Source organism: Pseudotabrizicola sp., assembly GCF_030656345.1.
Lineage (GTDB): Bacteria > Pseudomonadota > Alphaproteobacteria > Rhodobacterales > Rhodobacteraceae > Pseudotabrizicola.
On the sequence record NZ_JAUSNR010000005.1, the window covers coordinates 1 to 12,256 of the forward strand.

Genomic DNA, 12,256 nt, shown 5'->3' on the forward strand with positions numbered 1-12,256 from the left:
GGGGCCCGACGGCGGACCGCGGCCGGGCATGGAGGGCAAGGTCTTCTACGTCTGGTTCGACGCCCCGATCGAATACATCGGCGCGACCGAGGAGTGGGCCGATGCGACGGGCCGGACCTGGCGCGACTGGTGGCGGACGGACGAGGGGGCCGACGACGTCCGCTATGTCCAGTTCATGGGCAAGGACAATGTCGCCTTCCACACCGTCAGCTTCCCGGCGACGATCCTGGGCTCGGGCGAGCCGTGGAAGACGGTCGACACGCTGAAGGCCTTCAACTGGCTGAACTGGTACGGCGGCAAATTCTCGACCAGCCAGAAGCGCGGCGTGTTCATGGACCAGGCGCTGGAGCTGCTGCCGGCCGACTATTGGCGCTGGCATCTGACGGCCTATGGCCCGGAGCATTCGGACGCCGCCTTCACCTGGGAGCAGTTCCAGTCGACGACCAACAAGGACCTGGCCGATGTGCTGGGCAATTTCGTCAACCGGATCGTCAAATTCGCCGAGTCGAAATTCGACGGCGTCGTGCCGGACGGCGGCGAGCCGGGGCCGCTGGAGGCCCGTCTGGACGCCGACATTCGCGCCGGGATCGCCGAGGCCACGGCCCAGTTAGAGGCCATGGAGTTCCGCAAGGCCGCGGTCGCCCTGCGCGCGGTCTGGGTGCTGGGCAATGAATATCTGCAGGAAGCCGCGCCCTGGACCGCCTTCAAGACCGATGTGGACCGGGCGGCGGTCGGGGTGCGCACGGGGCTGAATCTGGTAGCCCTGTTCGCCCGGCTGGCGGCGCCCGTGATGCCGGGTTCGGCGGTCAGGATCGCGGCGACGGTGGGGGCCACCGACCTCAGCTGGCCGGCCCCGGACGCCGGCCTGATCGACACCCTGCCGCGCGGCCAGGCGGTCGCGGCGGCGGCCGTGCTGTTCACCAAGATCGAGGACGGTCAGGTGGCGGAGTGGTCGGAGCGCTTCGGCGGGGCCGGGGTCTGACCACGGAAGCGCCATGATAACAAAGGCCCCGGATCGCCCCGGGGCCTTTGTCTTATCAGGGCGGCGGCCCCTCCGCGGCCCGGGCCGGCAGGCCGGTCGCCGGCGTCGCCGTGTCCTCGCTGCGCACGCCCTTCAGATACTTGGCCTTCTCTTCCTCGCTGATATCGAGGAAGGCGGGGGCGGAGGCGTTGAAGGCGTCCATGCGCTCGGTCCGCACGATCACCGACCGCGCCCCGTCCCAGATCATGTGCAGCGCCACATACAGGACGATGACCAGGCCGACGTAGCCGATCCAGCGGTGTTTGGTCAGGATTCTGGCGATGAAGGTCGCGGCCACGCCCATAAGGGCGATGGACAGGACCAGGCCGAAGACCATGATCCAGGGATGTTCATGCGCCGCGCCCGCGACGGCCAGAACGTTGTCCAGCGACATGGTGATGTCGGCGATCATGATCTGGACGAGGGCGGCGCCGAAGGATTTGCGCTTGAGGCCCAGAGCTTCGGGGGCCGGGCCGCCGCCGTGGTGGACGGAGAGGGCGGTCTGCAGCTCGGCCTCGGCCTCGGCCTGGTCGTGGGTGCGTTGTTCCTGCAGCTCGCGCCACATCTTCCAGCAGACCCAGAGCAGCAGGAAGCCGCCGGCCAGCAGCAGACCGATGATGGCCAGCAGCTGGACGGTAATCAGGGCGAAACCGATGCGCAGCACGACGGCCGCGGCCAGGCCGATCAGGATGGCCTTCTTGCGCAGTTCGGGGGGCAGGGCGGCGGCGGCGAGGCCGACCGCGACCGCGTTGTCCCCGGCCAGCACCAGGTCGATCATCAGCACCTTGCCAAGGGCGGAGGCCTGGCTGGCGAATTCGGGGGAGGCGAGGAATTCCATGTTCGCTCTCTATCCCCGCCGCGACGAAATGCAACTGGTCGCGTTTGCCGGTCGGATCAGCCCTGTTTGCGGCTGGCCTCATAGAGCGCCACGGCCGCCGCGTTCGAGACATTCAGGCTCTCGAATCCACCGGGCATGGGAATCCGGGCCATGACGTCGCAGTGTTCGGCGACCAGCCTCCGGACGCCGTCGCCCTCGGACCCCATGACCAAAACCGTCGGCCGCCCGTCCAGCGCCTGATCCAGCGTCAGCTCGGCGGCGCCGTCCAGACCCACGGCCCGCCAGCCGAGGTCGGCCAGCGTCTCCAGCGCCCGGCTGAGATTGGTCACCCGCGCGCAAGGCAGGCGTTCGGTCGCGCCCGCAGAGGCCTTGGCCAGGGCGCCGGCGAGGGCCGGGGAGTGCCGGTCCTGGACCACGATGCCGCGCGCCCCGAAGGCGAGGGCGGAGCGGAAGATGGCGCCGACGTTCTGGGGGTCGGTCAGCTGGTCCAGCATGACGATGACGCCGGATGCGGCATCGGCGATGTCCTCGAGGGCCACGCCTTCCAGCGGCTGGACCTTGAAGGCGAGGCCCTGATGCACCGCGCCGGGCGGCAGCATACGGTCCAGCGCCTGGACCTCGATGATTTCGATCCTGTGGCCGTGGGCCAGTTTGTCCCGCTCCAGCTCGGCGGCGCGGTCGGCGGTCGCCAACAGACGGCCCATGCCCTTTCGGGCCGGGTTGGCCAGGGCCGCCAGGACCGGATGCCGGCCCCAGACGAAATTGTCGGCGTCGGCCTTGGCGCGAGATGGGCGCGGGGCGGAATCCGAGAAGGCCTTCGCCTTCGGATTGGGGTTCCAGCCGCCCCGGTCGGGGCCGTCCTGCGACGGTCCCTTGGAGCCCGCCCGCCCGCCGGGACGAGCCGTCGACTTGTCGCCGAAAGCCGGCTTTTTGCCCGATTTCCGGTCGTTGCGTTCTGGATTTCTCGACACTATAAGACGCCCTCCGATTTGGAGCCCTGAGGGCTTTCGGGTCTGGCGCCCCTCCTAAACCAGGCGACGCGGGACACCGAGAGCTTTTGTTGTTACGACGGCCGAAAGGTCGCCGGTGCATCGGACCGACGGTTCGAAAACGCGCGGGGGGCATGTCCCGCGTGGCAAAGGGGGGGGACTGTAAATCCCCTGCGTAAGCTTCGCAGGTTCGAGTCCTGCTTCCCCCACCACGCGGTTTCGAAACGAAGGTCCGGACCCCATATCGGGTCGGCGGTCGAAGGCGCACCTAGCCCGAGGCCGTCTCCGTGCGGGTATAGTACAATGGTAGTACAGCAGCCTTCCAAGCTGAATATGTCGGTTCGATTCCGTCTACCCGCTCCAGAATTCTCTAGCTGACCAACGTCCGCTCCCCATCTCTGGGCCAGGGCCACAGGAGTTTTGGCCATGGCCAAGGAAAAGTTCGAACGTAACAAGCCGCACTGCAACATCGGCACGATCGGTCACGTCGACCACGGCAAGACGACGCTGACGGCGGCGATCACCATGGTTCTGGCCAAGGCCAGCGGCGGCAAGGCGATGAACTACGCCGACATCGACGCGGCCCCGGAAGAGAAGGCGCGCGGCATCACGATCAACACGGCGCACGTCGAGTACGAGACGGCGGCCCGTCACTACGCCCACGTCGACTGCCCCGGCCACGCCGACTATGTGAAGAACATGATCACGGGCGCGGCGCAGATGGACGGCGCCATCCTGGTGGTTTCGGCGGCCGACGGCCCGATGCCGCAGACGCGCGAGCACATCCTGCTGGCCCGTCAGGTCGGGGTTCCGGCGCTGGTGGTGTTCCTGAACAAGGTCGACCTGGTGGACGACGCCGAGCTGCTGGAACTGGTCGAGATGGAAGTGCGCGAGCTGCTTTCGTCGTACCAGTTCCCGGGCGACGACATTCCGATCACGGCGGGTTCGGCCAAGGCCGCGACCGACGGCGTGAACCCGGAGATCGGCGAGCAGGCGGTGCTGAAGCTGATGCAGACGGTCGACGACTACATTCCGCAGCCGGCGCGTCCGCTGGACCTGCCGTTCCTGATGCCGGTGGAAGACGTGTTCTCGATCTCGGGCCGCGGCACCGTGGTCACGGGCCGTATCGAAAAGGGCATCGTCAAGGTCGGCGAGGAGGTCGAGATCGTCGGCATCCGTCCGGTCCAGAAGACGACCTGCACCGGCGTGGAAATGTTCCGCAAGCTGCTGGACCAGGGCCAGGCGGGTGACAACGTCGGCGTGCTGCTGCGCGGCACCAAGCGCGAGGACGTCGAGCGCGGCCAGGTGCTGTGCAAGCCGGGTTCGATCACCCCGCACACCAAATTCCTGGCCGAGGCCTATATCCTGACCAAGGAAGAGGGCGGCCGTCACACCCCGTTCTTCACCAACTACCGCCCGCAGTTCTACTTCCGCACCACGGACGTGACCGGCATCGTGCACCTGAAGGAAGGTGTCGAGATGATCATGCCCGGCGACAACGCCGAGCTGAACGTCGAGCTGATCACCCCGATCGCCATGGAAGAGAAGCTGCGCTTCGCCATCCGCGAAGGCGGCCGCACCGTCGGCGCAGGCGTGGTGTCGAAAATCCTCGCCTGAGGCTGCGCGAATCGCCTTTCCAAAGGCGGTATGACAGTATAACGACACGCGGCGCGCCCAAGGCTTGGGCGCGCCGCAGACCATCCACAAATGTGAACCTATGGGCCGGGCATGTTGCCCCGTCTACGTTCCGAAGGAACAAGAAATGCAAGGTCAGACCATTCGCATTCGCCTGAAGGCCTTCGATTACCGCGTGCTGGACGCCAGCACCCAGGAAATCGTCAACACGGCCAAACGCACAGGCGCACAGGTTCGCGGGCCGATCCCGCTGCCGAACAAGATTGAGAAATTCACGGTTCTCCGTGGTCCGCACATCGACAAAAAGTCGCGCGACCAGTGGGAAATCCGCACGCACAAGCGTTTGCTTGATATCGTCGATCCGACTCCGCAGACCGTGGACGCGCTGATGAAGCTCGACCTGGCCGCCGGCGTCGACGTCGAAATCAAAGTATAAGGGGGCATCAGAACATGCGCTCTGGTATTATTGCGAAGAAACTGGGCATGACCCGGTTGTTCCTCGAAGACGGCAAGCAGGTTCCGGTCACGGTTCTGCATATGGACAATCTGCAGGTTGTGGCCCAGCGGACCGCTGACAAGGACGGCTATACGGCTGTTCAGCTCGGCGCAGGCTCGGCCAAGGCCAAGCGGACCTCGGCTGCGATGCGCGGCCACTTTGCCAAAGCCTCGGTCGAACCGAAGCGGAAAGTGGCAGAGTTCCGGGTGACCGACGACTGCATGATCGACGTGGGTGAAGAAATCACCGCTGACCACTACTTCCCCGGTCAGTTCGTTGACATCGCCGGCACCTCGATCGGTAAGGGCTTTGCCGGCGCGATGAAGCGGCACAACTTTGCCGGTCTGCGCGCCTCGCACGGTGTGTCGGTGTCGCACCGTTCGCACGGGTCGACCGGCCAGTGCCAGGACCCCGGCAAGGTGTTCAAAGGCAAGAAAATGGCGGGCCATCTGGGTGCCGTGCGCGTGACCACGCAGAACCTGCAGGTCATCCGTACCGACGCCGACCGCGGTCTGATCATGGTCAAGGGCGCTGTCCCCGGATCGAAAGGTGGCTGGGTTACGGTCAAGGACGCGGTGAAGAAGCCGGTCCCGGATTCTGTGATCATTCCGGCCGCCCTGCGCTCCGCTGCCAAAGCCGCACGTGAAGCCGCAGAAGCTGCAGCCGCAGCCGCCGCAGCAGAAGCCGCAGCAGCAGAAGAAGCCCGTCTGGCCGCACAGGCCGCCGAGCAGGACGCTCTGGAAGCCAAGGCAGCCGAAGAAGCGCTGAACGCAGGGAACGAACCTGCCGAGGGCGCTGATGAGGGCACCACCAAGTCCGAAGGCGGTGAAGCATGAAACTTGATGTTCTGAAACTCGACGGCGGCAAAGCCGGTTCGGTTGATCTGAACGACGACCTGTTCGGTCTGGACCCGCGCGCAGACATTCTGCACCGTGTGGTGCGCTGGCAGCGGGCGAAAGCCCAGGCTGGCACACACTCGACGCTGACCCGCGCCGAAGTGTCCTATTCGACCAAGAAGATCTACCGCCAAAAAGGCACCGGTGGCGCACGCCACGGGTCGCGCAAGGCGCCGATCTTCCGCAAGGGTGGTGTCGTCAAGGGCCCGACCCCGCGCAGCCACGCGCATGACCTGCCGAAAAAGGTCCGCGCCCTGGGTCTGCGTCACGCGCTGTCGGCCAAGGCCAAAGCGGGTGAGCTGATCATCCTGGACACGCTGGTGATGGCGGAAGCCAAAACCGCGATCCTTGCGAAACAGGCGAAGGAACTCGGCTGGAAGCGCGTTCTGATCATCGACGGTGTGGCTGTGGATCAGGGCTTTGCTCTGGCCGCGCGCAACATCGAAGGGATCGACGTTCTGCCGACGATGGGTGCCAACGTCTATGACATCCTGAAGCGTGATCAGCTTGTGATCACCAAAGCAGGACTCGAAGCATTGGAGGCTCGTCTGAAATGAGCGCGAAACCCCAGCACTACGACCTGATAAAAAAGCCGATCATCACCGAAAAAGCCACCATGGCTTCGGAGCATGGCGCGGTTGTGTTTCAGGTCGCCATGGACGCGACCAAGCCGATGATCAAAGAGGCCATCGAGGCTGTCTTTGGCGTCAAGGTGAAGGCGGTGAACACCACCATCACCAAGGGCAAGACCAAGCGTTTCAAAGGTCGTCCCGGCGTGCGGTCCGACAAGAAAAAAGCCTATGTTACGCTCGAAGAGGGTAACACTATCGACGTGTCCACCGGGCTCTGATAGAAGGCGCCGAATCCCACGGCCCCGGACTTTCCGGGGCCGTGGATTTTTTGCGAAATCGGTCTGTTTGTGGTGTTCCACGGCCAGATCACACCACCGGGGACCTTCGGGGCCCTATAAACCGGGGACCTTCGGGGCCCTATAATTCGGGCCTGGAATACAGGCCCTCTAGCTGACGGAAGACAGAAAGCATGGCACTCAAGTCGTACAAACCGACGACGCCTGGCCAACGCGGGTTGGTTCTGATCGACCGTTCGGAGCTGTGGAAAGGACGCCCGGTCAAGGGCCTTGTAGAAGGCTTGACCAAAACGGGTGGACGGAACAACACCGGACGTATCACGATGTGGCACAAAGGCGGCGGCGCAAAGCGTCTGTACCGCATTGTGGATTTCAAGCGTCGTAAATTCGATATTGCAGCGGTCGTCGAGCGGATCGAATACGATCCGAACCGCACCGCCTTCATCGCCCTCGTGAAATACGCGGACGGCGAACTTTCCTACATCCTGGCCCCGCAGCGTCTGGCTGTCGGCGATTCTGTGATCGCTGGCGCCAAGACCGACGTGAAGCCGGGCAACGCCATGCCGTTTTCGGGCATGCCGATCGGTACCATCGTCCACAACGTCGAGATGAAGCCCGGCAAGGGTGGTCAGATCGCCCGTGCAGCTGGCACCTATGCCCAGTTCGTCGGTCGTGACGGTGGCTATGCCCAGATCCGCCTGTCTTCGGGCGAGCTGCGTCTGGTGCGTCAGGAATGCATGGCCACCATCGGTGCCGTGTCAAACGCTGACCATTCCAACCAGAACCTCGGCAAAGCTGGCCGTAAGCGCCACATGGGCGTGCGTCCGACCGTTCGCGGTGTTGCCATGAACCCGATCGACCACCCGCACGGTGGTGGTGAAGGCCGGACCTCTGGTGGTCGTCACCCGGTTACGCCGTGGGGCAAGGGCACCAAGGGCAACCGCACCCGGTCGAACAAAGAGACGGATAAATATATCCTCCGCTCGCGTCACGCCAAGAAAAAGGGCCGCTAATCCATGTCACGTTCCATTTGGAAAGGCCCGTTCGTCGATGGCTATGTCCTGAAAAAGGCAGAAAAGTCGCGCGAGTCGGGCAAAAGCGAAGTGATCAAGATCTGGTCGCGTCGTTCCACCATCCTGCCGCAGTTTGTCGGTCTGACTTTTGGCGTGTATAACGGCCACAAGCACATTCCGGTGGCGATCACCGAAGACATGATCGGCCAGAAGTTCGGTGAATATTCGCCGACGCGGACCTATTACGGTCACGCCGCCGATAAAAAAGCCAAGAGGAAGTAAGCCATGAGCAAGGAAAAGAATCCGCGCCGCGTGGCGGACAACGAAGCGATGGCGATCAGCCGTATGCTTCGCACCTCGCCGCAAAAGCTCAATCTGGTTGCCGGTCTGATCCGTGGCAAAAAGGTTGAAAAGGCATTGGCTGACCTGACCTTCTCGAAGCGCCGCATCGCGGCTGACGTCAAGAAGTGCCTGCAGTCCGCGATTGCGAACGCCGAAAACAACCACGGTCTTGACGTCGACAGCCTCGTCGTCGCCGAAGCCTGGTGTGGCAAGAACCTTGTGATGAAGCGTGGCCGTCCGCGGGCACGGGGCCGTTTCGGCAAGATCATGAAGCCGTTCTCTGAAATCACCATCAAGGTTCGTCAGTCCGGGGAGTCGGCATAATGGGACAGAAGGTTAACCCGATCGGGATGCGCCTCCAGGTCAACCGCACCTGGGACAGCCGCTGGTTTGCCGAGTCGAAAGACTATGGCAACCTGCTGCTGGAAGATCTGCGGATGCGTGAATTTATTCACACAGAGGCCAAGCAGGCCGGCATCAGCAAGGTGATCATCGAACGTCCGCACAAAAAGTGCCGCGTCACGATTCACGCGGCACGTCCGGGTGTGATCATCGGCAAAAAGGGTGCCGACATCGAAACGCTGCGCAAGAAACTGACCGCGTTCACGAAGTCGGAACTGCACCTGAACATCGTCGAAGTCCGCAAGCCGGAACTCGACGCACAGCTGGTGGCAGAGTCGATCGCGCAGCAGATGGAACGCCGGGTGTCTTTCCGTCGCGCCATGAAGCGCGGCGTGCAAAGCGCGATGCGCATCGGTGCCCTTGGCATCCGTGTGAACGTGGCGGGCCGTCTGGGTGGCGCGGAAATCGCACGGACCGAATGGTACCGCGAAGGCCGTGTGCCGCTGCACACGCTGCGCGCCGACATTGACTATGCCCTGTCCGAAGCAACGACCCCTTACGGGATCATCGGTGTGAAGGTCTGGATCTTCAAAGGCGAAATCCTTGAGCACGATCCGCAAGCGCATGACCGCCGTCACGCAGAAGCACAGGAAGGCGCGGCACCGCGTCAACCTCGTCGCGACCGCGAACGCGCGTAAGGGAGTATTGAAAGATGCTGCAACCGAAACGGACCAAGTTCCGCAAACAGCACAAGGGCCGCATTCACGGCGAAGCCAAAGGCGGCTTCCTGCTGAACTTCGGCTCTTATGCGCTGAAAGCCACTGAACCAGAGCGTGTGACCGCGCGTCAGATCGAAGCGGCCCGCCGCGCGATCACCCGCCACATGAAGCGTCAGGGCCGTGTCTGGATCCGGATTTTCCCGGATGTTCCAGTGACCTCGAAGCCAACCGAAGTCCGGATGGGTAAAGGTAAAGGGTCTGTCGACTATTGGGCAGCCAAGGTGAAACCTGGCCGCATCATGTTCGAAATCGACGGCGTATCGGACGTCATCGCGCGTGAGGCACTGCGCCTTGGTGCGATGAAGCTGCCGGTGCTGACCCGCGTCGTCGCCCGCGAAGACTGGTAAGGTTTGCCTTTGGGCAGACCGCGCGTGGCGGGGTGAACCCCGCCCTACCGAAAGATTGGCCCCTGCCGGACACGGCGGGGGCTTTTTCAGATCCGAGGTCAGAAAATGCCTACCACTTCGCTATTTGTTACCCCGCTGTATCGCGCCGGCCTGAATGATCTGGCCAAAAAGAAGGTCGATTACGCAGAGCTGGCTGCATCGTGCAATGCCATCGCCGAGGATGACGAGGCGGGGCAGGACTGGTGTGAGGAGAATGGCTATCCAGGCTACACCTCTTATGCCTCGCTGAACGATCTGCCCTGGCGGTTCCCGATCTTCAAGGCGCTTGAGGCCGCGCTCGACAAGCATGTGGCGGCGTTCTGCGACGATCTGGCCTTTGATCTGGATGGCAAGAAGCTGAAGCTGAACGGGCTGTGGATCAACATCCTGCCCGAGGGCGGCACCCATGCCAGCCACATCCACACCCATTCGGTAATTTCCGGCACAACTTACGTGCAGATGCCCGACGGCACCAGCGCGCTGAAACTGGAAGACCCCCGGCTGCCGATGATGATGATGTCGCCGCTGCGCCGCAAGGACGCGCCGGAAGGATTGCGCCAGTTCGTCTATGTGGCCCCGGTCGTCGGCGATGTGCTGCTGTGGGAAAGCTGGCTGCGGCACGAAGTGCCGATGAACATGTCGGAAGAAGAACGGATTTCGGTCAGCTTCAATTATGGGTGGGCATAGGATTCAGGGCCGGGGCCCAAAGCCCTGTGGAAAAAGGCGACGGCGCAACTTACCCCTTGCCCTGTCGCCGCAACCCCTGTAGGGAGACCCATCCTGCGGTTCCCGGGCGACTCGGAATCGTTGGTTTTGCATTGATCCACCGGGTTCAAGGTTACCCTGCATCTGCCGGGGCCTTCTGGTGATTGAAAAAAGGAACACGGCATGAAAGCCGACGAACTCCGGGGCAAGTCCCCTGATCAGCTGCGCGACCAGCTCGTTGCACTGAAAAAGGAAGCCTTCAACCTGCGCTTCCAGGCCGCCACGAACCAGCTTGAGAACACCGCGCGCATGCGCGTCGTCCGTCGGGACGCAGCACGTGTGCTGACCATTCTCAACCAAAAAGCCGCCGAAGCGGCGAAGTAAGAGGTTTATCATGCCCAAGCGTATCCTTTCAGGCGTCGTGACCTCGGACAAGAACGAACAGACCATCACGGTTCTGGTCGAGCGTCGCTTCAAGCACCCGCTGCTGCAAAAAACTGTGCGTAAATCGAAGAAGTATCGCGCACATGATGCAGAGAACAAGTTCAAGATTGGCGATGCCGTCCGTATCGAGGAATGTGCGCCGATTTCGAAAACCAAGCGTTGGACGGTGGTTGTCTCGGCTTAAGGCCGGGGCAATTTTCGTTCTGCGATAATCGAAACCCTGGGGCGTCATCTGCATGACCGTCCCCAAAGGTCGGGAGAAACCAAATGATCCAGATGCAGACCAATCTGGATGTTGCTGATAACTCCGGCGCTCGCCGAGTTCAGTGCATCAAGGTTCTGGGCGGTTCACACCGCCGCTATGCATCCGTGGGCGACATCATCGTGGTGTCGGTCAAGGAAGCTATTCCAAAAGGCCGTGTGAAAAAGGGCGACGTGCGTAAAGCCGTTGTCGTGCGCACCGCCAAAGAGGTTCGTCGTGAAGACGGCACCGCCATCCGTTTTGACCGCAACGCCGCAGTCATCCTGAACAATCAGGGTGAACCCGTGGGCACGCGTATCTTCGGGCCGGTTGTCCGCGAATTGCGCGCCAAGAACTTCATGAAGATCATCTCGCTGGCTCCGGAGGTGCTCTGATGGCTGCGAAACTCAAAAAGGGTGACACCGTCATCGTGCTGACCGGCAAGGACAAGGGCAAGCAGGGCGAAATCGCCTCTGTGAACCCGACCGCCAACAAAGCCGTGGTCGAGAACATCAACGTCGCCATCCGCCACACCAAGCAATCTGCCGGGTCGCAAGGCGGCCGTGTGCCCAAGTCCATGCCGATCGACCTGTCGAACCTGGCGATCGTGGACAAGAACGGCAAACCCACCCGCGTCGGCTTCCGTATGGATGGCGACAAGAAGGTGCGTTTTGCTAAGACGACGGGGGATGCAATCTGATGTTGGACCAAGCCACATATACCCCGCGCCTGAAAGGCGAGTACGAGTCCAAGATTCGCGCTGCGATGAAGGAAGAGTTTTCGTACAAGAACGACATGCAGATCCCGCGTCTGGACAAGATTGTCCTGAACATGGGCGTCGGCGAAGCGGTCAAAGACACCAAAAAGGTGAAACAGGCTGCTGAAGAACTGTCGCTGATTGCGGGTCAGAAAGCTGTGATCACCCATGCCAAGAAGTCCATCGCTGGCTTCCGCGTGCGGGAACTGATGCCACTGGGCTGCAAGGTCACCCTGCGGGGCGACAAGATGTACGAATTCCTCGACCGTCTGATCAACGTGGCCCTGCCGCGCGTCCGCGACTTCCGCGGCGTCAAGGGTTCGTCGTTCGACGGCCATGGCAACTACGCCATGGGCCTGAAGGAGCACATCGTGTTCCCGGAAATCAACTTCGACAAGGTCGATGAAGTTCTGGGTATGGACATCATCATCTGCACGAACGCGAAATCCGATGCGGAAGCCAAGGCGCTGTTGAAGCTTTTCAACATGCCCTTCACGTCGTAAG

At 62.5% G+C, this 12,256-nt stretch carries 19 protein-coding genes and 2 tRNA genes; 19 read left to right on the forward strand and 2 right to left on the reverse strand.

Annotated features, from left to right (window positions below; translation table 11 throughout):
- The coding region (locus Q7J44_RS01655; RefSeq protein WP_304876393.1) for a methionine--tRNA ligase at window positions 1-982 on the forward strand (982 nt) is incomplete at its 5' end.
- A 55-nt stretch (window positions 983-1,037) separates the two neighbouring features.
- Here the strand turns inward: Q7J44_RS01655 and Q7J44_RS01660 are convergent.
- Both Q7J44_RS01660 and rlmB read right to left on the reverse strand, forming a co-directional pair.
- Window positions 1,038-1,859, reverse strand: coding sequence for a YjbE family putative metal transport protein (locus tag Q7J44_RS01660; RefSeq protein ID WP_304876395.1), 822 nt, complete (start codon window positions 1,857-1,859; stop codon window positions 1,038-1,040).
- 56 nt (window positions 1,860-1,915) lie between these two features.
- A complete protein-coding gene (gene rlmB, locus Q7J44_RS01665; protein ID WP_304876397.1) occupies window positions 1,916-2,830 on the reverse strand; it encodes a 23S rRNA (guanosine(2251)-2'-O)-methyltransferase RlmB in 915 nt (304 codons plus the stop codon).
- A 146-nt stretch (window positions 2,831-2,976) separates the two neighbouring features.
- Between rlmB and Q7J44_RS01670 the strand changes: the two genes are divergently transcribed.
- From Q7J44_RS01670 to rplE, 18 genes are all read left to right on the forward strand, one after another.
- Window positions 2,977-3,060 (forward strand) — tRNA-Tyr (locus Q7J44_RS01670).
- Window positions 3,061-3,137: 77 nt separating this feature from the next.
- A tRNA-Gly gene (locus Q7J44_RS01675) sits at window positions 3,138-3,211 on the forward strand.
- 63 nt (window positions 3,212-3,274) lie between these two features.
- The gene (gene tuf / locus Q7J44_RS01680) at window positions 3,275-4,465 is read left to right on the forward strand and encodes an elongation factor Tu (RefSeq protein ID WP_304876399.1); all 1,191 of its coding nucleotides are present in this window, start codon (window positions 3,275-3,277) and stop codon (window positions 4,463-4,465) included.
- Between the two features lie 145 nt (window positions 4,466-4,610).
- On the forward strand, window positions 4,611-4,919 hold the full coding sequence (rpsJ, locus tag Q7J44_RS01685; protein ID WP_023666234.1) for a 30S ribosomal protein S10: 309 nt from the start codon (window positions 4,611-4,613) through the stop codon (window positions 4,917-4,919).
- Window positions 4,920-4,933: 14 nt separating this feature from the next.
- Complete coding sequence (gene rplC, locus Q7J44_RS01690) at window positions 4,934-5,815, forward strand: 50S ribosomal protein L3 (RefSeq protein WP_304876401.1); 882 nt, start codon at window positions 4,934-4,936, stop codon at window positions 5,813-5,815.
- On the forward strand, window positions 5,812-6,432 hold the full coding sequence (rplD, locus tag Q7J44_RS01695) for a 50S ribosomal protein L4 (RefSeq protein ID WP_135433375.1): 621 nt from the start codon (window positions 5,812-5,814) through the stop codon (window positions 6,430-6,432). Before rplC ends, rplD begins: the two co-directional genes overlap by 4 nt.
- On the forward strand, window positions 6,429-6,725 hold the full coding sequence (locus Q7J44_RS01700) for a 50S ribosomal protein L23 (RefSeq protein WP_135433373.1): 297 nt from the start codon (window positions 6,429-6,431) through the stop codon (window positions 6,723-6,725). The genes rplD and Q7J44_RS01700 overlap by 4 nt, the downstream gene beginning before the upstream one ends.
- A gap of 191 nt (window positions 6,726-6,916) precedes the next feature.
- On the forward strand, window positions 6,917-7,756 hold the full coding sequence (gene rplB, locus Q7J44_RS01705; RefSeq protein ID WP_100195929.1) for a 50S ribosomal protein L2: 840 nt from the start codon (window positions 6,917-6,919) through the stop codon (window positions 7,754-7,756).
- Between the two features lie 3 nt (window positions 7,757-7,759).
- Window positions 7,760-8,038, forward strand: a complete 279-nt coding sequence (gene rpsS, locus Q7J44_RS01710; protein ID WP_304876403.1) for a 30S ribosomal protein S19 — start codon at window positions 7,760-7,762, stop codon at window positions 8,036-8,038.
- A 3-nt stretch (window positions 8,039-8,041) separates the two neighbouring features.
- The gene (gene rplV / locus Q7J44_RS01715; protein WP_135433371.1) at window positions 8,042-8,422 is read left to right on the forward strand and encodes a 50S ribosomal protein L22; all 381 of its coding nucleotides are present in this window, start codon (window positions 8,042-8,044) and stop codon (window positions 8,420-8,422) included.
- On the forward strand, window positions 8,422-9,138 hold the full coding sequence (rpsC, locus tag Q7J44_RS01720) for a 30S ribosomal protein S3 (protein ID WP_304876405.1): 717 nt from the start codon (window positions 8,422-8,424) through the stop codon (window positions 9,136-9,138). The genes rplV and rpsC overlap by 1 nt, the downstream gene beginning before the upstream one ends.
- Before the next feature lie 14 nt (window positions 9,139-9,152).
- Entirely contained in the window at window positions 9,153-9,566 is a 414-nt protein-coding gene (gene rplP, locus Q7J44_RS01725) for a 50S ribosomal protein L16 (RefSeq protein ID WP_304801174.1), read from the forward strand.
- Window positions 9,567-9,671: 105 nt separating this feature from the next.
- Window positions 9,672-10,292, forward strand: a complete 621-nt coding sequence (locus Q7J44_RS01730; protein ID WP_304876407.1) for a TIGR02466 family protein — start codon at window positions 9,672-9,674, stop codon at window positions 10,290-10,292.
- A 201-nt stretch (window positions 10,293-10,493) separates the two neighbouring features.
- On the forward strand, window positions 10,494-10,694 hold the full coding sequence (gene rpmC, locus Q7J44_RS01735) for a 50S ribosomal protein L29 (RefSeq protein ID WP_103334351.1): 201 nt from the start codon (window positions 10,494-10,496) through the stop codon (window positions 10,692-10,694).
- Between the two features lie 10 nt (window positions 10,695-10,704).
- Window positions 10,705-10,938, forward strand: coding sequence for a 30S ribosomal protein S17 (gene rpsQ / locus Q7J44_RS01740; protein ID WP_135433367.1), 234 nt, complete (start codon window positions 10,705-10,707; stop codon window positions 10,936-10,938).
- 83 nt (window positions 10,939-11,021) lie between these two features.
- Entirely contained in the window at window positions 11,022-11,390 is a 369-nt protein-coding gene (gene rplN / locus Q7J44_RS01745) for a 50S ribosomal protein L14 (RefSeq protein WP_013066055.1), read from the forward strand.
- Window positions 11,390-11,695 (forward strand): 50S ribosomal protein L24, encoded by a 306-nt coding sequence (gene rplX / locus Q7J44_RS01750; protein WP_304876409.1) that lies wholly within the window; start codon window positions 11,390-11,392, stop codon window positions 11,693-11,695. The genes rplN and rplX overlap by 1 nt, the downstream gene beginning before the upstream one ends.
- Complete coding sequence (rplE, locus tag Q7J44_RS01755) at window positions 11,695-12,255, forward strand: 50S ribosomal protein L5 (protein ID WP_304876411.1); 561 nt, start codon at window positions 11,695-11,697, stop codon at window positions 12,253-12,255. The genes rplX and rplE overlap by 1 nt, the downstream gene beginning before the upstream one ends.
- Window position 12,256: the final 1 nt, after the last annotated feature.